Raw genomic sequence first — 24,035 nt, 5'->3', positions numbered from 1 at the left:
GTTAACATCCCCGCAACACCGCAAGCGCCTGCAATACATTAAATTTAAAGTGCACCAGCACTTTCCGTTATGAGAAACGCATTCGCAGCAATCTTTGCTGCCGCCGTTATGTTGGCCGCCTGCAACGGCAACCGCAACAATCTCGAAGCCCGTGTACTGGCCCTGCAAAAGAAAGTGGATTCCCTGGAAGCAGCTGAAAAGCTCACCGCAGAAAGGCTGCTGCGCTTCGATTCACTGGATTTCCAGTTTTACAGCGGCCAGCTATGGGATTCTCTCTCCATCAGCCATGCAAACGATATTAAAGTGCATTACCCGGATGGAAGCAGCACCGAGGGCCTCAGCCCCCAGCATATCGACAGGCTGAAACCTCTCTTCGTATTCGCGCCCGATACAAAGATCACCCGCCACCCCATCCGCTTCGGCACGGGCAACTGGACCTGCGTAACCGGCATCATGGAAGGCACCTTCTCACAACCCATGCCCCTGGGCAATGGAAGATCCATTCCTCCTACCGGTAAAAAATTCAGTCTTACCATGGCCACCATCGGCCACTGGCAAGGCGGCAGGATGACCGAGGAATATCTTTTCTGGGACAACCAGGCATTTATGCAGCAGATCGGGCTGGGAAAATAATTTCCTGCTGAAAAAGCAGGATAATCCGTTTTACTTTCTTACTTTATGGTAATACCAATCATTGCCGTAATGAAGAAACTACTCACCCTATGGCTGGCCTGCCTGGCTACATCCATCCAGGCGCAGGACCAGCAGGCACAGATCGCTGCAAAGGCCAACGCTATTTCGGCCAAACTCATTGAATGGAGACGATACCTGCATGAACACCCGGAGCTTTCCAACCGGGAAGTGAACACCGCAGCCTATGTGGCCGCGCATCTTAAAAAACTCGGCATAGAAGTACAGACCGGCGTTGCAAAGACCGGCGTGGTAGGACTGTTGAAAGGCGGCAAACCCGGTCCTGTAGTGGCGCTTCGCGCAGATATGGACGCTTTGCCCGTGAAAGAAAGAGCGGATCTGCCGTTCAAATCGCAGGTAACGGCGGATTACCTCGGGCAAACAGTGCCCGTGATGCACGCCTGCGGGCACGACAGCCATGTGGCTATCCTGATGGCCACCGCGGAAGTACTGGCTTCCATGAAAAAAGATATACCCGGCACCGTGAAATTCATTTTCCAGCCCGCTGAAGAAGGTCCGCCGGGTGATGAAGAAGGCGGCGCGCCGCTGATGGTGAAAGAAGGCGTAATGGACAATCCCAAAGTGGACGCCATCTTCGGCCTGCACATCGGCTCCGGCATCGAAGCCGGGAAGATCCGGTATAAGCCGGGCGCTATGATGGCTTCATCCGACTGGTTTACCATCGCCATCAAAGGCAAGCAGGCACATGGTTCCGCGCCCTGGAACAGTATAGACCCGATCGTGACCGGCACGCAGATCATCGAAGGGTTGCAGACCATCGTGAGCCGGCAGTCGAATATCGTGGAAGCGCCGGTAGTGATCACTGTCGGCAAATTCCACAGTGGCGTGCGAAACAACATCATTCCCGAAGAGGCTTTGCTGGAAGGCACCATCCGCACGCTGGACACGAAGATGCAGAAAGACGTCCACGAGCGCATCCGAAAAACGGCGGTGAAGATTGCCGAGTCGGCCGGCGCCGTTGCCACTGTAACGATAGATACCAAAACCCTCGTTACGTTCAACGATTCAGCGCTGGTGGCAAAGATGTTGCCCTCGTTGCAAAAGGCCGCCGGCACAGGGAATGTCAGCACTATGAACTGGGTGACTGGCGCAGAGGATTTTTCTTATTACGGCACCAAAGCACCCGCGTTTTTCTTCTACCTCGGCGGCATGCCGAAGGGCAACGACCCGCTGAAAGCGCCGGGCCATCATACGCCGGATTTTTATATAGACGACAGTGAGCTGCATGTTGGCGTGAAAGCCTTTTGCAATCTTGTATTTGACTATGCGAAGGCTGCCGCGAGGTAAAAGCACGTCATTGCAATGGTAGATATTCCCGATGGTAAGAAGCTCTATCAAAAAAGAGCCCGGATCGTTTACACGCTCCGGGCTCTTTAACTTATTGTTTCGCAGAATTATTTCACTTCTTCAAACTCGGCATCTGTAACGGCGTCGCCTGCATTGCCCTGCTGGCCGCCTTGCTGCTGGCCTCCGGCTTGCGCGCCACCGTCTGCACCGGGCTGGCCCTGTGCCTGGGATGCTTTGTACAGTTCTTCTGAAGCCGCGGTCCACGCAGCATTCAGTTCCGCTACCGCCACGTCGATCTGCGCAATGTCCTGTGTTTTCTGCGCATTACGCAGTTTTTCCAGGGCCGCTTCTATCGGCGCTTTTTTATCGGCAGGGATCTTTTCACCGTATTCTTTGAGTTGTTTTTCTGTCTGGAACACGAGGCTGTCTGCCTGGTTGATCTTTTCCACCTTTTCACGGGCGGCTTTGTCTTCCGCTTCGTTAGCTTTCGCCTCGGCCTTCATTTTTTCGATCTCGTCCTTATTCAGGCCGCTGCCGGCTTCGATGCGGATGTTCTGGGATTTACCGGTGCCCTGGTCCTTCGCGGTTACGTGGAGGATACCGTTGGCATCGATGTCGAACACTACTTCGATCTTAGGCACGCCGCGCTGTGCAGGCGGGATGTCGTTCAGGATGAAGCGGCCCAGCGTCCTGTTCTGGCTGGCCATGGGCCTTTCGCCTTGCAGCACGTGGATCTCCACGCTCGGCTGGTTGTCTGCCGCGGTAGAGAATACTTCGCTCTTCTTGGTCGGAATGGTGGTGTTGGATTCGATCAGCTTGGTAAACACGCCGCCCATGGTTTCGATACCGAGGGAAAGCGGGGTTACGTCCAGCAGCAGCACATCCTTCACTTCACCGGTGAGCACGCCACCCTGGATCGCAGCGCCTACGGCTACCACTTCGTCGGGATTCACGCCCTTGTTCGGTTTCTTGCCGAAGAATTTCTCCACTACTTCCTGGATGCGGGGGATACGGGTAGAGCCACCCACCAGGATCACTTCATCGATCTTGTTGATATCAACACCTGCGTCAGCGATTGCCCTGCGGCAAGGTTCCAGAGTTCTTTCCACCAGGCTGTCGCTCAGCTGCTCGAATTTGGCGCGGGTGAGCTTTTTCACCAGGTGCTTGGGCACGCCGTCTACCGCCGTGATATAAGGCAGGTTGATCTCGGTTTCCTGTGAGGAAGACAGCTCGATCTTCGCCTTTTCAGCAGCTTCTTTCAAACGCTGCCATGCCATCGGGTCCTTATGCAGGTCTACGGCTTCGTCTTTTTTAAACTCATCTGCCAGCCAGTCCATGATCACTTTATCGAAGTCGTCGCCACCGAGGTGCGTGTCGCCATTGGTGGATTTCACTTCGAATACGCCGTCGCCCAGTTCCAGGATGGATACGTCGAACGTACCACCGCCGAGGTCGAACACGGCAATCATGCTGTCTGCATGTTTTTTATCCATACCATAAGCCAGCGCCGCGGCGGTAGGCTCGTTGATGATACGGCGAACGGTGAGGCCTGCAATTTCACCGGCTTCTTTGGTAGCCTGGCGCTGGGCGTCGTTAAAGTAAGCCGGAACGGTGATCACCGCTTCGGTCACTTCCTGGCCCAGGTAGTCTTCCGCTGTTTTTTTCATCTTCTGCAGGATCATCGCAGAAATTTCCTGCGGTGTGTAAGGCCTGCCGTCTATATCGATACGCGTTGTATTATTGTCGCCTTTTACTACTTTATAACTTACGTGGCTGAGCTCATTGGACACTTCATCGAAATGACGGCCCATGAAACGCTTTACCGACATAATGGTGTTAACGGGGTTCGTGATGGCCTGGCGCTTGGCCGGGTCACCTACTTTCCTTTCGCCGTTCTTTAAAAACGCAACTACGGAAGGCGTGGTACGGCGGCCTTCATCGTTTGCGATCACTACCGGTTCGTTACCTTCCATTACGGCAACGCAAGAGTTGGTAGTCCCTAAGTCAATACCTATGATTTTTCCCATAATAATTAATGTTCTCCTTTGTGAAACAGTGTGTCCCGGGAAGGCTTCCCGGACCTGTGGTAAGTTTGTCAATGATTATGCCAAGGCAGGCTGGTATGAAAATATGTCAGTTTCAGGTAACAGCCGTGTATGTCCTTTAAAAAGAAGTCTGAACATATAGAACACAGTGGCGCAAATTTTGTTTCACAATAAGTACACTAACCGTAATCATATGAAAAATTCCATGCTCAGATGGGCCTTTCTTCTTATGGCCGCATCGCCCCTCACACTTGTTGCCCAAACCCCGGAACCAGCAACTACCGAACCCACCCCTAAAGGCGGCCTTTTTGGCGGCAGCCGGCAATTCAGGACCGTTTCCATCGGGGTAAACGGCGGGGTACTGATACCAGCCGTGGCCACCGGGGGCAGCAACGATTTCACCAAATGGCAGCTGAACTATGGTTATGGCGCCTACGTAAAATGGCAACTGCTCCACTTCCTGGCCCTGCGGGGAGATTTTGTGGGCGGTAAATTAAAAGGAGACAACAGCGAAGCGCTGGGGAACGGCGAAAACCCGAACAGGGCCGTTCAAAGCTTCGAAACTTCCCTCAACTGGTCGGGCAGCCTTAACGCCGTATTCAACCTCGCCACCATCAACTGGCTGCACCGTCAAAATGCCGCACAGCTGTACGTATCTGTGGGCGGCGGCCTGGCAGGCTATAAACCCACGATCACCACGGCCGGCGGCGTTACCCGCGATTATAAAACTTCCGGCAGCATCAACGAGTTCTTTGTGCCCGTGGGAGCCGGCGTGAAGTTCAAACTGTCAGACGTCATCAACCTGGACCTCGGCTACACCATGCATTACCTCGATGGCGATAACCTGGACGGGTTCAATTACGCGACTTCCAAAGACAAATACGCCTACGGCTACGCAGGCCTTGAGTTTGCGCTGGGCGACCGCACCAAACCGCAACTGGCATGGCACAACGCCCCTGCCGTGATGTACGACGACCTGGTAGCGCAGAAAGACCAGCTGAAACTGGAGCTGGATGCCGAGAAAGAAAACAACGCCAAACTGGCCGCCACCGTGGCTAAGCTCCAGGCAGACAGCGATGGGGACGGCGTGTCTGACCTCTTCGACAAATGCCCGAACACCCCGGCTGCAGACAAAGTGGATGGTTCCGGATGCCCGCTGCCCAAGCCCGACACCACCAAACCCGCTCCTGTTAAGGTTATTATTACCGAAGACGACCGCCGCCTGGTGCGCGACGCCATCGCCAACCTTGAATTCCAGACCGGGAAATCAGACATCAAACCCAAATCCTTCCCGTCGCTGGACAGGGTGGCCGATCTCATGATCCGCAAGAACCTGAGCCTCAAACTGGCCGGCCATACGGATAACGTAGGCACAGAAGCCAATAACATGCGGCTGTCTAAAGACAGGGCCGAATCCGTGAAAGCATACCTCGCTTCCAAAGGCGTGAACCCGAGCCGCATTGAAGCCACCGGCTATGGCGAAACACAGCCTATCGCGACCAATAAAACAGCCGCAGGCAGGCAGAAGAACCGCCGTGTGGAATTCACGATATTCTAGATCACTGCGATCATATGACAACATGACAAAAGCCCCGGCGCATGCCGGGGCTTTTTCCCGGCATACTATTTGCAAAAGGGGGATGCTATAACTTTAACATATTATGAAAAATCTAACTTTTTTGCTGCTTTTCGTGTGTTCCGCACTCGCAGCCGGCGCGCAGGAAGTAAGTTTCGGCGCCAAGGGCGGCCTGAACATTGCGAAGGTAACCGGTACGGACAACGGTAAAACGCGGGCTTCCATCCACCTCGGCGCTTTTGCGCGCATCGGGCTCACCGAAGAATGGAGCGTGCAGCCTGAGCTGGTATATTCAGGCCAGGGTTACAAATGGGATCCGCCCGTGCTGGACGATGTGAACTTCGCCGTGAATTATATCAACCTGCCCGTTATGGTACAATACCACATTATTCCTGAATTCCACCTGGAGGCAGGCCCGCAGATCGGTTTCCGCGTAGCGGCCAAAGCCAAGAACGACGGCGATGCGCTGGACATAAAAGATGAAACGAAAGGGATCGATTTTGGCCTGGGTTTCGGCCTGGGATATACGTTTGATATGGGGCTTGGAGTAGGTGCAAGATATAACTTCGGCCTTACCAATATCTGGGACGGCAACCGCGATTCCGGCGCCAACAGTGTTGCGCAGATCGGCGTATTTTATGTTTTCGGCAAAAAGAAATTCTAAATAACTCTACCTGTAAAACCCATGGCAGTGCATCTGAAGGTGCACTGCCCTTTTTTATGCCAGTCCCAGTACAGGCATAAAACTGCGTTCGTCCACGATATGATCCGCCGCTTCATTTACCCGTTCGTGCGTGGCGTTGAAGGCGATGCCTGTGCCTGCCTGGCGGATCATGCAGATGTCGTTCACCCCATCCCCGATGGCCAGCGTGTTTTCCAGGCTGATGGCATAATGTGAGCGCATGTGGTGCATCATGTTGCATTTGCAGTAATCGTGCATGCAGCCGCTATCATCTACCCGCAGGAAGTGGGAAGGGATGCTGACAACGCCGGTGGCTTTGCCGTTTTCAAAGCTGAGCACGTTGGCGCAGGAGAAATGCATACCCAGCTTGTCTTTTACGTAATTGGTAATACAGGTGTAGCTGTCGCTGATAATGCCGCAGACATACCCTTTTCCAATCAAAGTAGCCACCACGGCGGCCGCGTCTTCCACTACCGGTATCGACTGTACGACGGCGACCAGTTCCTCCTGGGTCCTGCCTTTCAGCAGCTGCGCGATCAGCTGCGTGCGCACCACGTCAGGATGGCATTCGCCGATGATCTGCTGTAATTCCCGCGTGAAGCCGAATTGCGCGGCGGCGGTGTGGATGAAGCTGCGGTGGAGCAGGGTATTATCCATGTCAAAAATGGCCATTTTTACGAAAGAAGCCGGGTTAGCGGTGGTATGCATAACATTGCGTTCAGTGAAACAATCGGGCGGGATAACAGGATAACGTGATGTAAAGTTACGGAATTACACCCGGCGCCGCGCATGAACGTTGTGTTAAAACCACCCTATGGGGTTAATAGCCAGCTATTCACAGGCAAAAAAAAGGCAATTTTGCGGCCCGTTATACTGCAACCAGCGCATGCAAAACCGGGGGATGTTGGGCAATCCCCCAACATCTGTTACCTTTGCCCTCTATAAGTTTCAACTGAATGAGCGTAGTTTCTTCCATAAAACAGGCAGCAGCCGAGGCCGTACAGGCATTATACCAACAGCCCTTCACCGTGGCGGACGTGGCCGTAAATACCACCAAACCCGAATTTGAAGGAGAATATACCATCGTCGTTTTCCCCTTCACCAAATTCAGCCGGCAGAAGCCCGAAGAAACCGGGCAGGCGCTGGGAACGTATCTCGTGGCCCATTATCCTGACCTGGTGGCGGGATTCAACGTGGTGAAAGGTTTCCTTAACCTCAGCGTGCACCAGCACTACTGGCTCGGCTACATCCAGCAGGCCCACCAGCATGCGGAGCCCGGCAGGAAGCCTTCCAACGGCAAAAAAGTAATGGTGGAATATTCATCCCCCAATACCAATAAACCGCTGCACCTGGGCCACCTCAGGAATAATTTCCTGGGCTTTTCCGTTTCGGAGATCCTCAAGGCCAACGGGTTTGAAGTGATCAAAGCCAACCTGGTGAACGACCGCGGCATCCACATCTGCAAGTCCATGCTGGCCTGGCAGCTGTTTGCCCATGGCGATACCCCGCAAACCACCGGCATCAAAGGCGATCACCTCGTCGGCGATTATTACGTGAAATTTGAGACCATCCTCCGCGAACAGTCCGAGCCCATTATCTCCGATGTGCTGGAAGGTAATTTCAAGGATTTTGAAGGAGCGGAAAAAGAAAGGATCATCAAGCTGCACACCGCGCTGCATAAGCCTGAAGTACAGGCCGATGAAGAGAAAGCGGGGAAAATAAAAGACGAGATCAAAGAGCTGAGCCGCAACAGGACCGAGATCATGCAGCAGGCCAAGATCATGCTCCAGCAATGGGAAGCCGGCAACCCCGAGGTGCGGGCGCTGTGGCAGACCATGAACAGCTGGGTGTATGAAGGGTTTGAGCAGACCTACAAACGCCTGGGCATAGACTTCGACAAAGTATATTATGAAAGCGATACCTACCTGCTGGGGAAAGACGTGGTGGAAGCGGGTTTGCAGAAAGGCGTGTTTTTCCGCAAGGCGGACAACTCAGTGTGGATAGACCTCACGGCAGACGGCCTCGATGAAAAGCTGGTACTGCGCGGCGACGGCACCTCCGTGTACATCACGCAGGACCTTGGCACGGCGCGCCTCAAGTACGCGGACTTCCATATGGATCAAAGCCTCTACGTGGTGGCCGATGAGCAGAACTATCACTTCAAGGTACTAAAACTCATTCTTCAAAAACTCGGCGACCCCTCCGCCGATGGTATTGAACATCTTTCCTACGGCATGGTGGAATTGCCGCATGGCCGCATGAAAAGCCGTGAAGGCACTGTGGTGGATGCAGACGACATGGTGGAAGAAATGATCGCCACCGCGGCCACGCATACCGAAGAGCTGGGCAAGGTGAAAGGTTTTTCGGAAGAAGAACTACGTGAACTGCACGAGACTATCGGCCTGGGCGCCATGAAGTTCTTCCTGCTCAAGGTAGACCCGAAAAAGCGGATGATCTTCAACCCCGAAGAATCCATCGACCTGCACGGCTTCACCGGTCCCTTCATCCAGTATAGCTACGCGCGCATCAGGTCCATCCTGCGCGAATTCTCTACGGCAGACCTGGCCGCCCTGGCAGATTACCGCCACAGCGCGCCCCTGCTGCCCATGGAAAAAGAACTGATCATGATCAACGAACAGTTCGGCAGCGTGCTGGAAGACGCGCAAAAGGAATGGAGCCCCTCCGTGATCGCGAATTACGCGTTCCTGCTGGCCCAAACCTTCAACTCCTTTTACGCTAAAAAAGAAAATGGCAAATACATCTATTCTGTGAGAGACGCGGAGAATGACGACAAACGCAAGCTGCGCCTGCAAATCGCCATACTTACCGCCAACACTATCAAACAAAGCATGAAATTGCTGGGCATACAGGTGCCTGAAAGGATGTAAAAAAGAGCGTCATTGCGAGGAGCAGCAAGGAATTCTGTGCAGCAGAAANTACTTACCGCCAACACTATCAAACAAAGCATGAAATTGCTGGGCATACAGGTGCCTGAAAGGATGTAAAAAAGAGCGTCATTGCGAGGAGCAGCAAGGAATTCTGTGCAGCAGAAAACGCGACGAAGCAATCTCCTCAATGTATTGGAGTATATCAAATTCAATGAAAGAGATTGCTTCGTCACCCCACCCGCTTAGGCCCCGCTGCTCCTCGCAATGACGAGCTTTGCTAACATAAAAAGCCGCCCAGGTGTGTGACCTGGGCGGCTTTTATGTTACAGCGTTTGATCACAAAGTATGCGCGCGCCTATTGTAGCAGCAGCGCCTGGTCGCAGATGCCCTGGCCTTTGGCCACCTCACCCGAACAGATATACGATTTGCCGAGCATGAACATCGCAAAAGCGTTCATAGGCTGCTGCATCAGGATGTTGTTCCATTGCACAACGGCCTTTGCATAATCTTGTTTTTTGTAGTAGGCGTTAGCCAGGTTCTGCATGATCTGGATGTCTTTCGGTCTTAAGCTGAGGGCAGCATGCAGGTTGCGGATGGCGTCGTCATAGGAGGACTGCTTCAGTTGAGCCAGCCCGAGGTTTACATAAAGATCTGCATTGCCGGGGTGCCCCATCCTGGCAGCCTGTTCAAAAGCTCCGGCAGCGTTTTTGTAGTTTTTCATGTTAAAATGCATCATTCCTGATTCGTAATATACACTTGCGGCAGTACTGTCTGCATGCAGTGCTTTTTCGTAATAAATAAGCGCGACTTCATAATGCTCCGCCTGCGCATGCAGCCGCGCAATGCGGCAAAGCAGCACGGGCTGGTCCGGTTCCTCCAGCAGCGCCAATTCCAGCGCTTTCACGGCTTCTTCCGGGTGGTCCAGGAAGGAATAGCTAAGGCCGATGACGCTGTTCATATGCGGCGCACCCTGCTCACGCGCCCTGAAGGCATAGGCCAGGGCATCTTCATAACTCTTCTGTTCGAAGAAGATCTCCGCGAGGGCCGCCAGGGCTTCGCTGTGGCCGGCATGCTGTTCCAGTAAAAGAAGCAGCTGCTGCTTGGCATTTTCGGGTTGTTGCTGAAGGCGGTAAAGATTGGCCAGCTCGATGTAAGGAGCGGCATAGCTGCGGCTGGCTTTGATGGCGGCGGTGAAACGTTCTTCCGCCTCCTGGAGGCGGCCGCTGAGCTTCAGGCGGAGCCCCTGCCCGTACAGCTGCCGCGCACGGTGACCGGCGCCGGGATTATCCGCATGTGCCGGCAGCGCAAGGCATAGCGGCAGCAGGATGCATAGGTACAGTAGGATACGGTATAGGAACATAATTCAAAGCGCATGCGCGCCTGAGTCAAATATACATAAATTTTTTAATTTATAACATATCGCTCGAAGAAAATGATAAAGGCATCAGGCTGCCACCGCTTTTGATGATAAAGACCGGCCCGGTAAGGCCTGCCATGATGATGCGGATAGGCGCGCCAAACCGCTGCTCGTATTCGCAGATGGTCTGCCGGCAGATGCCGCAGGGAGAAATGGGTTTAACACTGCTTCCCAGCTCGTTGCGGTAGCTGACGGCCAGCGTTTGGACTGCTATGCCGGGATAAAGGGAAGAGGCCGTGGAAAGGGCTGTTCTTTCCGCGCAGATGCCTACGGGATAAGATGCGTTTTCCTGGTTGGTGCCCAGCACACGCTGCCCGTTGGCCAGTTGCAGTGCCGCCCCCACCCTGAAGCGGGAATATGGAGCATAAGCATCATCAGTCGCTTTGCGGGCCACTTCCAGCAGCGCCCGGTCTTCCGGGGTCAGTTCGGATGCGTCTTTATATTCTTCGTATTCAATCTGTTGAATCTTCTTTTCCATATTGCTCGGCGAGGTTTTGGGTAAAAAAAGGAGCCGTTCCTGTTGCGGTTCCGAAGTTACTTCTTTTCGGATTTGCAAGCTGAACGGCTCCCCGTTATGCTGTGAGCTGGTTTATTTGATGGTGCTGAACAGGCGGCTCCAGCGGATGCCGTTGCTGCCGTAGCTCATCCAGATGAGCCATGCCTTGCCGACCACGTGATCTTCCGGAACAAAGCCCCAGTAGCGGCTGTCCAGCGATTTGTGACGGTTATCGCCCATCATCCAGTAGTAGTTCATTTTGAAAGTATAGCTGTTGGTAACCTGCCCGTTGATCACGAACTGGCTGCCCCGGGTTTCCAGGGTATTTTTCTCGTACACGGCAATAATGCGGCGGTACAGTTCGATGTTGGAGCTGTCCAGCTGCACGGTGGCGCCCTTTTTTGGGATGTATATGGGACCGAGATTATCCACCGTCCATTTGTGGTGCGCGGTATCCTGCGGCCATACGCCGTCTACGATCGGGCTGACATAAGGGTATACCTTGCCGCCCACGAAATCCATGGCCTTTACGGCTTTTTCCTCGGAGGGGGTGAGGTTATAGAACAGCTTGCCTACTTCCAGCACTTCGTAGGGACTGGTAATGTCCAGTTCCTCCAAACGCATGGGGCTGAGCGGTTCGCCGGTATTGGTGTTCACATTATACTGGCGCTGGCCGTGCGGGGGCGGCGTTTCAGGCACGCCGTTCACCACCACGACGCCGTTGCGCACTTCCAGGGAATCCCCGGCAATACCCACACAACGTTTGATGTAATTCTCCCTTTTATCTACCGGGCGGGAAATAACGCGGTACTGGCTCCAAACCTCGTCCCTGCCCATGCGGCGCACCAGGTCGTAATAACTTTCGTCAGACCGTTCCAGGGCCACAGTATCGCCTTCCGGGAAGTTGAACACCACCACGTCGTTGCGGTGAATATCCCCGAAACCCGGCATGCGGCGGTATTTCCACTGCACGGCCTCGGAATAGGCCTTGGTGTATTTGGTAAGGGGAAGGGTATGATGGGTGAATGGCACCGCAAGGGGTGTCATAGGTACGCGGGGGCCGTAACTAACTTTGCTCACAAACAGGAAATCGTTCACCAGTAAGGTTTTTTCCATAGAAGGAGTAGGGATCGTATACGCCTCGAAAATGAAGGTGCGGATCAGCGTAGCAGCAATGATCGCGAAAACGGCCGCATCGATCCACTCGCGGACCGCGGATTTCTTTTTCTTCGGCTGCCCGTCCTTCTTTCTCCAAAATGCCAGATTCATGCTTGGTTGTTTAGTTAGTAAAGAACAAATATAATATTCTGTTAATTGTATGCCAGTTTTAGCCCGCAAAAGTTTTCTTAAAAATCCCACTTAAGTTCAGGAAATAGACGGGGCGGGATGCCAGTTTATTTCTATTTTTGTTTAACTCTATATCCGGAACATTGAACAGTTTTACCATAAAAGATATCGAAAGCCTTACAGGTATTAAGGCGCATACCATCAGGATATGGGAGCAACGTTATAATGTACTGCGGCCCAAGCGGAAAGACACCAACCACCGCGTGTACGATAATGGGGACCTGAAGCACATCATGCGTATCGCCTACCTCTACCGTCATGGTTACAAGATCTCCAGGATCGCGAATATGAGCGAGGAGGAGATCAAACAGCTGTCGCTGGAGGAAACCGGCCATAAAGGCGCGCATCTTTACCAGGTGTATATCAACCAGCTGGTGGAGGCGATGATCGACTTCGACCAGGTGAAGTTTGAGAAGATCTTCCACAATATTTTGCTCCGCATGGGCTTTGAGCAGTGCATGCTGAAAGTGATCTACCCTTACCTGGAGCGCATCGGGCTGCTGTGGCTGGTAGATTGCGTGATACCGGCCCAGGAACATTTCGCGTCCAACATCATCCGCAAAAAGCTCATGGTAGCCATAGACGGGCTGGATACGCCTGCCCAGGACCATGAACGTTTTATGATCTTCCTCCCGGAAGGCGAGTTCCATGAGATCCCCCTTCTTTTCATCCACTACATGCTTAAAAAACACGGTTGCATGGTGGTCAACTTCGGCGCCAACGTCCCCCTGGAAGACCTCCACTTTTACACCGAGCGCAAGCCGGTGGACCACATCTACACTCATGTGATCACCAACTTCCCGCAAAGGTCGCTGGATAAATTCGTCAAAGATCTCGGCAGGCTGTTCCCCAACATCCCCGTGGCTATTTCGGGCCCGCAGGTGGCGCGCATCACCGTAACGGCGCCTGAAAATATCACGTACCTGGTGAGTATGGAAGAAGTGCTGCAATATGCCCGGCGGAAAAACCCGGAAAAACCTTAAGCCAGTTCCCTTTCAATAATACGGCTGATCTCTAAAGCACGGTTCATGACCATAAAATGCCCGCCTTTTATGATGGTATGCGTCGGTTTTACGTAGCGGCGCGGGAAAGGCCTGTCTGCACTGCCATGGATATGCACCATGGCGGGCGGTACCCATTCGTTCTCCCAGCTTAGCACGGCTCCCAGCGCCCAGCGCATGTAGCGGAAATCTTTTTTCTGCATGTAATCTTTCAGCAGCTTTTTTTCTTCCTCGCTCCTGCTTTGCATGAACATTTTCACGATGTACTGCCGGTTGCCGAACAGCACGCTGTCTGGCAGGTTGCGCAGCAGCATGCGGGCCATGCCGTTGTAATACGGCGGCAGTTCATGTTTATGTTTTACGCTGGAAACAATGATCACTTTTTCCACCGGCAGCTGTTTCGCAATCTCGATGCTCATCATACCGCCGAATGAAAGGCCCAGCAGCACAGGGTTTGGATGAAGAATGCGGCGCGCGAGCCTTGCAGCATATTCCTGGATAGGTTCATCCGGCCCCAGCGGATTGATCCAGGGCAGGTAATGAACCTCGCAGTTGTCCGGGAAACTGAGCCGGTGGAAAACGCGCTCGTCCGCGCCCAGCCCGCTGATCAGGTATATGTGCTTTTTACTCATCTTCGGCGGATTTACGGATGCCGTACCGTTCCATTTTGTTATAGAGATGGCTTCGCTGGATATCAAGCTCCTGGGCCGTGCGGGATACATTGCGGCCGTTCTTGTTCAGCATGAACTCGATAAATATCTTCTCCACCTCGTCCCGGAAATCGTGCAGGCGCGTCAGCACCAGCAGTTCGTCATTCAGGTAGTGGCTTTTTTTTTCTCGTGATTGGGAACCACGTAGTTCTCCACATCGTCTGCCGTGATGGTTTTGCCGCTCAATATCACCAGCCTCTCCACCACGTTGCGCAGCTCACGGATGTTGCCCGTCCAGTGATGGTTCTGCAGGGCTTTCATCGCGTCTTTGTCCGCCGTTTTACGGGCAGTGCCATATTCGGCGCAAACGGCGTCCAGGAAATGATCTACCAGCAGGGGCACATCTTCCCGCCTGTCGTTCAGCGAAGGCACATGGATGAGGATCACGCTGAGGCGGTGGTAAAGGTCGAGGCGGAAATTCTTGTCTTCCACTTCCTTGAGCAGGTCTTTGTTCGTAGCCGCCACCACGCGCACGTCTACGCTGATCTCCTTATCGCCGCCCACCCGGGTGATCTTTCCTTCCTGCAGGGCGCGCAGCACTTTTGCCTGCGCGCTGAGGCTCATATCGCCGATCTCGTCCAGGAACAGCGTGCCGCCGTTGGCCTGTTCGAATTTACCGATGCGTTGTTTGATCGCGGAGGTGAAGGAACCTTTTTCGTGGCCGAACAGTTCGCTTTCGATCAGCTCGCTGGGAATGGCCGCGCAGTTCACTTCCACCATCGGGCCATTGGCGCGGTTGCTGTAGGCATGTATCCAGCGGGCCACCAGTTCTTTACCGGCGCCGTTCTCACCGGTTACCAGCACGCGTGCGTCCGTAGGCGCCACTTTATGGATCGTGTCCTTGATCTTCACGATAGGCCCCGATTCACCGATCATTTCGGGCGTTTTGCTCACTTTTTTACGCAACACTTTCGCTTCCGCCACGAGGGTGGTTTTGTCCAGCGCATTACGGAGGGTGATGAGCAAACGGTTGAGATCGGGCGGTTTGGAGATGTAATCGTAAGCGCCTTTTTTTACCGCATCCACGGCGGTGTCTATATTTCCGTGGCCGCTCACCATGATGATGGGCACGTCAGGATTGATCTCTTTTGCTTTTTCCAGGAATTCGAGGCCGTCCATTTTCGGCATCTTGATGTCGCACAGCACAGCGTCGTAGGCTTTCGCCTGGAACATCTTGTAACCTTCCGCCCCGTCTGCCGCCTCTTCTATCTTGTACCCCTCGTAGGTCAGTATCTCGGAAAGCGTTTTCCGGATGCTTTTCTCGTCGTCAATTATCAGGATATTGGCCATATAGGTTGTCTACTATTTTAAACAGTGCCAAAAATAAAGGAAAAGACGGAACCTACCACAAAATACTCTCACGGCATAGCAGTGGTAAAAATAAATCTTGATGGATGGCGGCTTTACATATATAAAAGTCTACTGATCTTGTCGGTTTTTGTGTAATTTTAGCCCGTAGCAGGTAACTATCCGTTATGATGAAAAAATTACTGGAGCAATTAAAGGCGCGGCATGCAGCCGCAGGAGAATCGGCATATCCTTCTTCAGAAGAAGTATGGGCGTTTTGCAGCGACCTGGTGAACTGGCTTTTCCCCGAGCATAACGGCAAGGTGCTGGATGAAGCGGCGCTGGAACAGAATGCCGTGAAACTGGAAACACAGCTCACGCTGCTGCTGGCCAATATGGCGCCGCAGTTGAAAGATAAGCCTGAGGCGATCGCGCGGGATTTTATGGAACAGGTGCCCGGCATTTATGCGGACCTCACCAAAGATGCGGAGGCCATTTTGCAGGGCGACCCCGCCGCCACCTGCCTGTACGAGGTGATCCGCGCCTATCCCGGCTTTTACGCCATCGCGGCATACCGTGTGGCGCATGGCCTGCACCTGCTGAAAGTGCCGCTGCTGCCGCGGGTGATCACCGAATTTGCGCATGCGCGCACAGGGATAGACATCCATCCTGCCGCGGAGATCGCGCCCTGGTTCTGCATAGACCACGGCACGGGCGTCGTGATCGGCGAAACCACCGTGATAGGCCCGCATGTCAAAATATACCAGGGTGTAACCCTGGGCGCGCTCAGCATCGACAAGCAGATGGCGCGCGCAAAGCGCCACCCCACCATCGAAGAGCATGTGGTGATCTACGCGGGCGCCACCATACTGGGCGGCGACACGGTGATCGGCCACCACAGCATCATCGGGGGTAATGTGTGGCTCATCAAAACAGTAGAACCGTATTCCCGGATTTATTATAAAGCAGACGGCAGTATAAAAGTGATTTAAACATGAGATCAGTTCTGGATTTAGTGGGCAACACCCCCATGGTGGCCCTGCAACGCATTCCCGAAAACCCAAACGTAACCATCTATGCCAAGCTGGAAGGCACCAATCCCGGCGGCAGCGTGAAAGACAGGGCGGCATACGGTATGATCAAAGGCGCGCTGGACCGTGGGGAGATCCATCCCGGCGTGAAGCTCATAGAGGCCACCAGCGGCAATACCGGCATAGCGCTGGCCATGATAGCCAATCTTTTTAACGTGGAGATCGAGATCGTGATGCCTGAAGACGCCACGCGCGAAAGAGTGCTCACCATGGAAGCCTTCGGCGCGAAGGTGATACTTACCCCTAAAGAGCAAAGCATGGAAGGTGCCATCGATTACGCGCATGCGCAGGTGCAGAAAGGCGGTTATCTTATGCTGAACCAGTTCGCCAACCCGGACAACTATGGCATGCATTACCGCACTACCGGTCCCGAGATCTGGCGGGATTCGCAGCAGGCCATTACGCACTTCGTGTCCGCGATGGGCACCACCGGCACCATTATGGGCGTGAGCCGCTTCCTGAAAGAAGTGAATCCCGGCATACAGATCGTGGGCTGCCAGCCTACGGAAGGCTCAAAGATCCCCGGCATCCGCAAATGGCCGGAGGCTTACCTGCCGAAGATATTCGAGCGCCAGCGGGTAGACCGCATCATGGATATTTCCGAAGAAGAGGCCCGCAGAATGACGAACCGCCTGGCCCGCGAAGAAGCGATCTTCTGCGGCATGAGCAGCGGCGGGGCCGTAGCTGCGGCCGTGCGCCTGGCGCGCGAGCTGAGCAGCGGCGTGATCGTTTGCATCATCTGCGACCGTGGCGACCGCTATCTTAGTTCCGATCTTTTCGGTTGATCTTCAGTTCATTATAACTGCCAGCCATAGCTGGTTTCATGGCAATCCTTCTGATATCTTCCTGCCACCCTCCTGCCGTCCTCCTACGGTGTTCAATGGCCGCAAGGGTTTGAAGGTGTTTGGTAGGAGGATGACAGGAGGATGATAAGAGGATGGACGTAGGAAAAAAGATAAAAAAACCCGTTCCAGCCGGAACGGGTTTTTTCGAATATTGTGGAAGAAGATTATTTCTTCATATACATCACTTCTTTCACCAGCTTCACTGTCCGCTCAATATCAGGCAGGTACAGCTTCACCAGGTTGGGCGCGTAGTGCATAGGCGCGTCAGCAGCGGTGATGCGGCGGATGGGAGCGTCCAGGTAATCGAAACCTTCTTTCTGGATGCGGTAAGAAATCTCGGAGGAGATGCTGGAGAACGGCCATTGTTCTTCCACGATCACCAGGCGGTTGGTTTTCTTAACGGATTCCAGGATGGTGAACCAGTCCAGCGGGCGGATGGTACGGAGGTCGATCACTTCAGCCTCGATGCCTTCCTTGGCCAGCTCTTCAGCGGCGCCCAGGGCTACTTTCATCATTTTATTGAAAGACACGATGGTAACGTCTTTACCGGCGCGTTTGATATCAGCTTTACCGATGGGGATGATGTATTCCTCTTCAGGAACTTCGCCCATATCGCCGTACATCTGTTCAGATTCCATGAAAACAACCGGGTCCTCGTCGCGGATGGCAGCTTTCAGGAGGCCTTTTGCGTCGTATGGGTTGGAAACGGAGATCACTTTCAGGCCGGGAATGTTGGCATAATAGCTTTCAAAGGCAGTGGAGTGCTGCGCGCCCAGCTGACCGGCGGAACCGTTGGGGCCGCGGAAAACGATGGGGCAACCTACCTGCCCGCCGCTCATGGCCAGCATTTTGGAAGCGGTATTCAGTATCTGGTCCAGCGCCAGTACGGCAAAGTTCCAGGTCATGAACTCCAGTACGGGGCGTAACCCGTTCTGGGCGGCACCCACACCGATGGCCGTAAAGCCCAGCTCGGCGATAGGGGTATCAATTACACGACGGGGACCGAATTCATCCAGCATACCCTGGCTAACTTTGTACGCTCCGTTGTATTCTGCCACTTCCTCTCCCATCAGGAACACCCGCTCATCACGGCGCATTTCTTCCTGCATGGCTTCTCTTAAGGCTTGTCTGAAGGCTATCTGACGCATTTGGTTCTATAAAAGTTATTTGAAATATATACCTGCCTTTTTTCAAAAGGCAGGGCAAATTTATCGTTTGTTTGCCAAAAAGCAAAGCATTTACATTTTCTCTATCACCATGGCGCTTGCCCCGCCGCCGCCATTGCAGATCCCGGCCACGCCATAACGCCCGCCGAGCCTTTGCAGGATGGAAGAAAGCGTTACTACGATGCGCGCGCCGCTACAGCCGATGGGGTGCCCCAGGGCTACGGCCCCGCCCCAAACGTTGAGGGTGCCGGGTTTCACGCCGAGGTCTCGCTCGTTGGCCAGCGCTACGCAGCTGAATGCTTCGTTGATCTCCGTATAATCCATATCCGCCATGGTAAGCCCGGCTTTCGCCAGTGCTTTGCCCACCGCTTTTACCGGCGTGGTGGTGAACCATTCCGGCGCCTGGGAAGCATCCGCGAAGCTCACGATACGTGCAACGGGCTTCAGGCCCAGTTCCTTCATTTTTTCGCCGCTCACCAGCACTACAGCCGCGGCGCCATCGTTGATCTTTGAAGCGTTGGCGGCGGTAATGGTACCGTCTTTCTGAAAAGCAGGCTTGAGGGCTGCCATTTTTTCGAAGTTCACTTTAGTGTATTCTTCGTCGGAATTCACGACCACGGGCGTTTTTCCTCCCACTCCCACCGGTACGATCTCCCCCTCGAAATAACCGTTCTTATACGCTGCTGCTGCGCGCTCATAGCTCTGCCGGGCAAAAGCATCCTGGTCTTCGCGGGTGATGCCATATTCTTTCGCGCAGATTTCCCCGGCATTGCCCATGTGGAAATCGGAATACGGGTCCCAGAGGCCGTCGCGCAGGATGCCGTCTATCACCGAACCATGACCGAGGCGGTAGCCGCTGCGGGCCTTATCGAGGTAATACGGGATATTGCTCATGCTTTCCATGCCGCCGGCCACCACCAGGTCGTTGTCTCCCAGCAGGATGCTCTGCGCGCCCAGCATAATGGCTTTCATGCCTGATGCGCATACTTTGTTCACCGTGGTGGCGGGCACGGTATTGGGCAGCCCGGCATACAGGCTGGCCTGCGTAGCCGGCGCCTGGCCGATGTTGGCGCTGATCACGTTGCCCATATATACTTCCTGCACCTGGTCTACCTCCACGCCGGCCCTTTCGAGCGACGCCCTGATAACCGTGGAGCCCAACGTAGTGGCGGGCACAGAGGCCAGTGAGCCGCCCAGGCTGCCAATGGCAGTGCGGGCTACAGAAACGATAAATACTTCTTTCATCTGGATAATATTTTTCTCTTTTGTTTTGGTGAATCTCCCGTGGAGAATTTTCAAATTTAGGTAATTGCCGGCCCGGCGCCAAAAATGGTATTCCCAGGCAATACAGAAGTGGCAGACAACGATATCCGGCAGAATAACTGGCGCCCTCTTACCGTTTTTTCGCTAAGTTTGCAGATGGTAAACATATTTACCAAATGGCAAATACATTTGCTGTTTTCTGAGCAAACCCGATAATGATTTGATCTCCCAGAACACCATACAACAGATACTCAACCGGATAGACATTGTGGAAATCGTCGGTTCCTTCGTGAAACTGAAGAAACGCGGCGCCAACTACATGGGGCTCTGCCCTTTCCACAACGAAAAGTCCCCCTCCTTCACCGTTTCCGGCAGCAAGGAGATCTACAAGTGTTTCGGGTGCGGCAAAAGCGGCAATACGATCAACTTCCTCATGGAGCATGAAAAATACTCCTATGTGGAAGCACTGCGCTGGCTGGCCGCCAAATACAATGTGGAGATCGAGGAGAAGGAGGTAAGTCCCGAAGTGAAGGCCCGGCAGCAGCTGGCAGACAGCCTTTTCATCATCAACAACTTCGCGCGGGACTATTTCGTAAAAACCCTTCACGAAACCGAGGAAGGGCAGAACGTGGGCCTCAGCTATTTTGAAGAAAGGGGTTTCACGGAAGAGACCGTCAAAAAATTCCAGCTCGGCTACTGCCTCAACCTGCGCGACGCCTTCGTGCGCGAAGCGCAGCATAAAGGCTACAACATGGAGCTGCTGCAAAAAACAGGGCTCGTTACCATCCGCAACGACCAGCCGGCAGACAACTACCGCGGCCGCGTCATCTTTCCCATTCACAACCAGAGCGGGAAAGTGCTCGGCTTCGGCGCGCGCATCCTTGTAAAAAGCGACCGCGCACCCAAATACATCAACTCCCCGGAGAACGACATCTACGTAAAAAGCAAAGTGCTCTACGGCACCTATTTCGCCCGGCATGCTATCGATAAGCAAGATGAGTGCCTGCTCGTGGAAGGTTATACAGACGTGGTATCGCTACACCAGGCCGGCGTGGAGAACGTAGTGGCGTCCAGCGGCACCTCGCTCACCACCGACCAGCTGCGGCTGATCAAAAAATATACGCGCAACCTCACCATTCTTTACGATGGCGACAACGCCGGCGTGAAAGCCGCGCTGCGCGGGCTCGACATGGCGATCGAAGAAGGGCTCAATGTAAAGCTCGCCCTTATTCCCGACAACGAAGACCCCGACAGCTACGTGCGGAAGATCGGCGCGGAAGGTTTCCGGCAGTTCATTGCAGACAACAAGCAGGACTTCATCCTCTTCAAGCTACAGGTTTCCCTGAAAGAAGCCGGCAACGACACCACGAAGAAGAGCCAGCTGGTGAACGAGATCGCCGAAACCATCGCCCGGATAGACAAGGTGGAGGATTTCACCAAACAACAGGACTATATCCGCCAGTGCAGCCAGCTCCTCAAAATAGACGAGGAAGGCATGGTGACGCTGGTGAACAAATACATCCGCGACCGTCTTACCAAACAGGCCACACAAGAGCAGAACCGCTTCAAAAACCGCGGGCAGGATGCGCCAGCCGGCGAAGAAGGCGGCCCTTCCCTCGCCGAAATGTACCCCGAGTACTTCGACGAAGGCACCCAGCCGGATGCCGTCCCGGAAAATCTTTTCAACAAAGACGAAAAGCAGGAACGCGAGCTGGTAAAAGTACTGCTGCGCTTCGGTGATATGATGTTCGACGAAGAACAGAAGATCACGGTGGCGGATTACATCTTCCATCTCCCCTACGACTTCGAATCACTGGCAGACAGCGAAGTGGTAAAAAAGATCCTGCACGAATACAAAGCCCAATACGACCAGGGAGCACCTCTCGATAAAAAATGGTTCCTCTATCACCAGGATCCCGATATCTCCAAAAACGTCGCCCTTATTCTTGAAGACAAAGAAGCCGAGCTCAGCGCCAACTGGCGCGACCGTTTCGAGATCAAGACCATTTACGGCGACGATGCTTTCGTGAAAGACACCGTAAGTGCCACCCACTACCTGATCCTGCGGAAGATCCGCAAACTTATCGAAGAAAACCAGCAGGAACTGAAAGACGCCACAGACTTCGACGTGGCCAGGAAATGCATTGAAATGGATATCCAGCTCAAACAAATGGCGAAGGAGCTGACGGATAAGGTGGGGACGGTGATCATTAAATAAGGGGCGCTGAGTAAAGACTTTAAAAAAAATAAAAAAGTAAACTGGGCTTTGGCTGTAAGTAGCAATGGGCTCAGAACTTTTTTATTTTTTTTAAAGTCTTTACCGCTATTTCAGGCAAAGGAAACCGGTTTATTCTTACCAGGCGTGCAGGCTTGATTGAATAGGTAACAGAGAAGAAAGGAAAAGTATCAGGGATATTAATGCGCCTCGTCAAACTTCCACAATCAATAAAATTAATACCCAGCCACAAAAAAACAGGTTATTACAGCAAAGCCGTTAACACCCATGTCCAATAACCAACAACAAAATCCAGCCACAAAAAAACCAGGTTATTACAGCAAAGCCGTTAACATGCGTGTCAAATAGCCAACAACAAAATCCAGCCACAAAAAAACCAGGTTATTACAGCAAAGCCGTTAACATGCGTGTCAAATAAAAAGTAGCTGTACCCGCTGCGAATAAAAACGCAGCAAAGTTTTACTTTTTATTTGACACGCATGTTAACGGCGCTCCCAGGTCTGGAAGGTAAAGGCGTAGGCATGTTTTTCATCCGCAGCATGATCCTCTGCATGCGTCAGTTCCCATTCATCGGGATTGATCGCCGGGAAGAAGGCATCGCCCTGTATGGTGGCATGTACCCGCGTTATGTATATTTTATCTACCTGCGAAAAGGCCTGGAGAAAGATTTCGGTTCCGCCGGTGATAAAGATCTCGTCTACATCAAAATCTTCCGCTATGGTGATGGCAGCATCGATGGAAGATACGACGGTGGCGCCTTCGGGCGCGTAGTCCTTTTGGCGGGTGATCACGATGTTCTGGCGGCCTTTGAGGGGCTTTCCTCCCATGGATTCGAAAGTTTTCCGGCCCATGATCACCGGGTTGCCCCAGGTTGTGTTCTTGAAAAACTGGAGATCCGCCGGAAGGTTCCACGGCAGGCGGTTCTCGATGCCGATCACGTTGTTGTCAGACGCCGCAACTATAATGGATATCATACTGCTACCGGGGCTTTGATATGAGGATGGAATTCATAGTTCTCGAGGGTGAAATCTTCATATTCAAAAGCGAAGATGTCCTTCACCTCCGGGTTCAGCTTCATCACCGGCAACGCGTAAGGTTTGCGGGTGAGCTGCAGCTGTGCCTGCTCGAAGTGATTATTGTATAAATGCACATCGCCGAAGCTGTGCACGAATTCTCCCGGTTCAAGGCCGCAAACCTGCGCGATCATGAGCGTGAGCAACGCGTAGGATGCAATGTTGAAGGGCACGCCCAGGAACACGTCTGCACTGCGCTGGTAAAGCTGGCAGCTAAGTTTGCCATCCGCCACGTAGAACTGGAATAAACAATGGCAGGGGCTGAGCGCCATATCCGGCAATTCGGCCACGTTCCAGGCGCTGATGATCAGGCGGCGGCTGTCAGGATTTTTTTTGATCTGGCTGATGAGGTCCGTCACCTGGTCGATCGTTTTACCGTTGGCCCCTTCCCAGCTGCGCCATTGTTTGCCGTAAACGGGCCCGAGGTTGCCGTCTTTATCCGCCCATTCGTCCCAGATCTTCACGCCATGATCCTGTAGGTAGCGCACATTGGTGTCTCCTTTCAGGAACCAGAGAAGTTCGTAGATGATGGATTTGAGGTGAAGTTTTTTAGTGGTCACCAGCGGAAAACCCTTTTGCAGGTTAAAACGCATCTGGTAGCCGAACACGCTCCGGGTGCCAGTTCCTGTACGGTCGGTTTTATTATTCCCCTGAGCGATAATATGTTGTAGTAAATCCAGGTATTGTTGCATGACCCCGCAAGTTAAATGTAAATTGGGAAATAGCCTATCACAGCTATCAGATTACAGTCAGAAATAATATAAACAAAAGGGGGTAAATAAACAAATCTACTTTCCGGCAAATTTCGTTAATCTGCGATATTATATAAGACCATATCAACAAAATCACGGCACTAACTATAAATCTAAACGCTTATAAAGAAAAAAGGCACTACTCGTTTATTATCAACCCTA

General features: G+C 53.2%; 21 protein-coding genes. 9 read left to right on the top strand and 12 right to left on the bottom strand.

Annotated elements, in window-relative coordinates; genetic code table 11:
• Positions 1–69: 69 nt before the first annotated feature.
• Both R3I13_RS21445 and R3I13_RS21440 read left to right on the top strand, forming a co-directional pair.
• Positions 70–633: an ester cyclase gene (locus R3I13_RS21445; RefSeq protein WP_346320024.1), complete on the top strand. Its 564-nt coding sequence runs from the start codon at positions 70–72 to the stop codon at positions 631–633.
• A 69-nt stretch (positions 634–702) separates the two neighbouring features.
• Positions 703–1,998: an amidohydrolase gene (locus tag R3I13_RS21440; protein ID WP_346320023.1), complete on the top strand. Its 1,296-nt coding sequence runs from the start codon at positions 703–705 to the stop codon at positions 1,996–1,998.
• 107 nt (positions 1,999–2,105) lie between these two features.
• On the opposite strand, the gene dnaK is transcribed toward R3I13_RS21440, so the two are convergent.
• A complete protein-coding gene (dnaK, locus tag R3I13_RS21435; RefSeq protein ID WP_346320022.1) occupies positions 2,106–4,025 on the bottom strand; it encodes a molecular chaperone DnaK in 1,920 nt (639 codons plus the stop codon).
• 211 nt (positions 4,026–4,236) lie between these two features.
• On the opposite strand from dnaK, the gene R3I13_RS21430 reads away from it, so the two are divergent.
• Positions 4,237–5,601, top strand: a complete 1,365-nt coding sequence (locus R3I13_RS21430; RefSeq protein WP_346320021.1) for an OmpA family protein — start codon at positions 4,237–4,239, stop codon at positions 5,599–5,601.
• Positions 5,602–5,704: 103 nt separating this feature from the next.
• Positions 5,705–6,283: a porin family protein gene (locus R3I13_RS21425; RefSeq protein WP_346320020.1), complete on the top strand. Its 579-nt coding sequence runs from the start codon at positions 5,705–5,707 to the stop codon at positions 6,281–6,283.
• A 54-nt stretch (positions 6,284–6,337) separates the two neighbouring features.
• Here the strand turns inward: R3I13_RS21425 and R3I13_RS21420 are convergent, their stop codons facing one another.
• Positions 6,338–7,009, bottom strand: coding sequence for an HAD-IB family phosphatase (locus tag R3I13_RS21420; protein ID WP_346320019.1), 672 nt, complete (start codon positions 7,007–7,009; stop codon positions 6,338–6,340).
• A gap of 248 nt (positions 7,010–7,257) precedes the next feature.
• Here R3I13_RS21420 and R3I13_RS21415 point away from each other — a divergent pair, with 248 nt between their 5' ends.
• Positions 7,258–9,189: an arginine--tRNA ligase gene (locus R3I13_RS21415; RefSeq protein WP_346320018.1), complete on the top strand. Its 1,932-nt coding sequence runs from the start codon at positions 7,258–7,260 to the stop codon at positions 9,187–9,189.
• Positions 9,190–9,544: 355 nt separating this feature from the next.
• Here R3I13_RS21415 and R3I13_RS21410 read toward each other — a convergent pair whose 3' ends face one another.
• The 3 genes from R3I13_RS21410 to lepB form a co-directional block, all read right to left on the bottom strand.
• Positions 9,545–10,549 (bottom strand): tetratricopeptide repeat protein, encoded by a 1,005-nt coding sequence (locus tag R3I13_RS21410; protein WP_346320017.1) that lies wholly within the window; start codon positions 10,547–10,549, stop codon positions 9,545–9,547.
• A 49-nt stretch (positions 10,550–10,598) separates the two neighbouring features.
• Complete coding sequence (locus tag R3I13_RS21405) at positions 10,599–11,084, bottom strand: cytidine deaminase (protein WP_346320016.1); 486 nt, start codon at positions 11,082–11,084, stop codon at positions 10,599–10,601.
• A gap of 111 nt (positions 11,085–11,195) precedes the next feature.
• On the bottom strand, positions 11,196–12,371 hold the full coding sequence (gene lepB, locus R3I13_RS21400) for a signal peptidase I (protein ID WP_346320015.1): 1,176 nt from the start codon (positions 12,369–12,371) through the stop codon (positions 11,196–11,198).
• 161 nt (positions 12,372–12,532) lie between these two features.
• On the opposite strand from lepB, the gene R3I13_RS21395 reads away from it, so the two are divergent.
• The gene (locus tag R3I13_RS21395) at positions 12,533–13,432 is read left to right on the top strand and encodes a MerR family transcriptional regulator (RefSeq protein ID WP_346320014.1); all 900 of its coding nucleotides are present in this window, start codon (positions 12,533–12,535) and stop codon (positions 13,430–13,432) included.
• Here R3I13_RS21395 and R3I13_RS21390 read toward each other — a convergent pair.
• From R3I13_RS21390 to R3I13_RS21380, 3 genes are read right to left on the bottom strand one after another with little or no spacing between them, the layout of a single operon-like run.
• Positions 13,429–14,082 (bottom strand): alpha/beta hydrolase, encoded by a 654-nt coding sequence (locus R3I13_RS21390; RefSeq protein ID WP_346320013.1) that lies wholly within the window; start codon positions 14,080–14,082, stop codon positions 13,429–13,431. The two genes, R3I13_RS21395 and R3I13_RS21390, sit on opposite strands and share 4 nt — an antisense overlap.
• Complete coding sequence (locus R3I13_RS21385; RefSeq protein WP_123844555.1) at positions 14,075–14,251, bottom strand: helix-turn-helix domain-containing protein; 177 nt, start codon at positions 14,249–14,251, stop codon at positions 14,075–14,077. Before R3I13_RS21385 ends, R3I13_RS21390 begins: the two co-directional genes overlap by 8 nt.
• Positions 14,252–14,265: 14 nt before the next feature.
• Positions 14,266–15,450, bottom strand: a complete 1,185-nt coding sequence (locus R3I13_RS21380; protein WP_346320012.1) for a sigma-54 dependent transcriptional regulator — start codon at positions 15,448–15,450, stop codon at positions 14,266–14,268.
• 185 nt (positions 15,451–15,635) lie between these two features.
• Here R3I13_RS21380 and R3I13_RS21375 point away from each other — a divergent pair, with 185 nt between their 5' ends.
• Both R3I13_RS21375 and cysM read left to right on the top strand, forming a co-directional pair.
• Positions 15,636–16,439, top strand: a complete 804-nt coding sequence (locus R3I13_RS21375; RefSeq protein ID WP_346320011.1) for a serine O-acetyltransferase — start codon at positions 15,636–15,638, stop codon at positions 16,437–16,439.
• Between the two features lie 2 nt (positions 16,440–16,441).
• On the top strand, positions 16,442–17,323 hold the full coding sequence (cysM, locus tag R3I13_RS21370) for a cysteine synthase CysM (protein WP_346320010.1): 882 nt from the start codon (positions 16,442–16,444) through the stop codon (positions 17,321–17,323).
• Between the two features lie 224 nt (positions 17,324–17,547).
• Here cysM and R3I13_RS21365 read toward each other — a convergent pair whose 3' ends face one another.
• On the bottom strand, positions 17,548–18,531 hold the full coding sequence (locus R3I13_RS21365; protein ID WP_346320009.1) for a pyruvate dehydrogenase complex E1 component subunit beta: 984 nt from the start codon (positions 18,529–18,531) through the stop codon (positions 17,548–17,550).
• Positions 18,532–18,621: 90 nt separating this feature from the next.
• Positions 18,622–19,794, bottom strand: coding sequence for an acetyl-CoA C-acyltransferase (locus tag R3I13_RS21360; protein ID WP_346320008.1), 1,173 nt, complete (start codon positions 19,792–19,794; stop codon positions 18,622–18,624).
• Positions 19,795–20,032: 238 nt separating this feature from the next.
• On the opposite strand from R3I13_RS21360, the gene dnaG reads away from it, so the two are divergent.
• Positions 20,033–22,030, top strand: coding sequence for a DNA primase (gene dnaG, locus R3I13_RS21355; protein WP_346320007.1), 1,998 nt, complete (start codon positions 20,033–20,035; stop codon positions 22,028–22,030).
• A gap of 500 nt (positions 22,031–22,530) precedes the next feature.
• Here the strand turns inward: dnaG and R3I13_RS21350 are convergent, their stop codons facing one another.
• Together R3I13_RS21350 and R3I13_RS21345 are read right to left on the bottom strand one after the other, a co-directional pair.
• Complete coding sequence (locus R3I13_RS21350) at positions 22,531–23,022, bottom strand: dihydrofolate reductase (protein WP_346320006.1); 492 nt, start codon at positions 23,020–23,022, stop codon at positions 22,531–22,533.
• Positions 23,019–23,813 (bottom strand): thymidylate synthase, encoded by a 795-nt coding sequence (locus R3I13_RS21345; RefSeq protein WP_346320005.1) that lies wholly within the window; start codon positions 23,811–23,813, stop codon positions 23,019–23,021. Before R3I13_RS21345 ends, R3I13_RS21350 begins: the two co-directional genes overlap by 4 nt.
• Positions 23,814–24,035 lie beyond the last annotated feature (222 nt).

Origin of the sequence: Chitinophaga sp. YIM B06452 (assembly GCF_039655965.1) — a bacterium.
In the GTDB taxonomy this organism is placed as follows: Bacteria; Bacteroidota; Bacteroidia; order Chitinophagales; family Chitinophagaceae; genus Chitinophaga.
The sequence above is the reverse complement of the archived record's forward strand: the minus strand, read 5'-3'. Positions and strand labels throughout refer to the sequence as shown.

Coding starts and splice junctions, on each gene's coding strand:
- R3I13_RS21445 (WP_346320024.1), top strand. CDS start 70: ATGAGAAACGCATTCGCAGCAATCTTTGCTGCCGCCGTTATGTTGGCC.
- R3I13_RS21440 (WP_346320023.1), top strand. CDS start 703: ATGAAGAAACTACTCACCCTATGGCTGGCCTGCCTGGCTACATCCATC.
- dnaK (WP_346320022.1), bottom strand. CDS start 4,025: ATGGGAAAAATCATAGGTATTGACTTAGGGACTACCAACTCTTGCGTT.
- R3I13_RS21430 (WP_346320021.1), top strand. CDS start 4,237: ATGAAAAATTCCATGCTCAGATGGGCCTTTCTTCTTATGGCCGCATCG.
- R3I13_RS21425 (WP_346320020.1), top strand. CDS start 5,705: ATGAAAAATCTAACTTTTTTGCTGCTTTTCGTGTGTTCCGCACTCGCA.
- R3I13_RS21420 (WP_346320019.1), bottom strand. CDS start 7,009: ATGCATACCACCGCTAACCCGGCTTCTTTCGTAAAAATGGCCATTTTT.
- R3I13_RS21415 (WP_346320018.1), top strand. CDS start 7,258: ATGAGCGTAGTTTCTTCCATAAAACAGGCAGCAGCCGAGGCCGTACAG.
- R3I13_RS21410 (WP_346320017.1), bottom strand. CDS start 10,549: ATGTTCCTATACCGTATCCTACTGTACCTATGCATCCTGCTGCCGCTA.
- R3I13_RS21405 (WP_346320016.1), bottom strand. CDS start 11,084: ATGGAAAAGAAGATTCAACAGATTGAATACGAAGAATATAAAGACGCA.
- lepB (WP_346320015.1), bottom strand. CDS start 12,371: ATGAATCTGGCATTTTGGAGAAAGAAGGACGGGCAGCCGAAGAAAAAG.
- R3I13_RS21390 (WP_346320013.1), bottom strand. CDS start 14,082: ATGAGTAAAAAGCACATATACCTGATCAGCGGGCTGGGCGCGGACGAG.
- R3I13_RS21380 (WP_346320012.1), bottom strand. CDS start 15,450: ATGGCCAATATCCTGATAATTGACGACGAGAAAAGCATCCGGAAAACG.
- R3I13_RS21375 (WP_346320011.1), top strand. CDS start 15,636: ATGATGAAAAAATTACTGGAGCAATTAAAGGCGCGGCATGCAGCCGCA.
- cysM (WP_346320010.1), top strand. CDS start 16,442: ATGAGATCAGTTCTGGATTTAGTGGGCAACACCCCCATGGTGGCCCTG.
- R3I13_RS21365 (WP_346320009.1), bottom strand. CDS start 18,531: ATGCGTCAGATAGCCTTCAGACAAGCCTTAAGAGAAGCCATGCAGGAA.
- R3I13_RS21360 (WP_346320008.1), bottom strand. CDS start 19,794: ATGAAAGAAGTATTTATCGTTTCTGTAGCCCGCACTGCCATTGGCAGC.
- R3I13_RS21350 (WP_346320006.1), bottom strand. CDS start 23,022: ATGATATCCATTATAGTTGCGGCGTCTGACAACAACGTGATCGGCATC.
- R3I13_RS21345 (WP_346320005.1), bottom strand. CDS start 23,813: ATGCAACAATACCTGGATTTACTACAACATATTATCGCTCAGGGGAAT.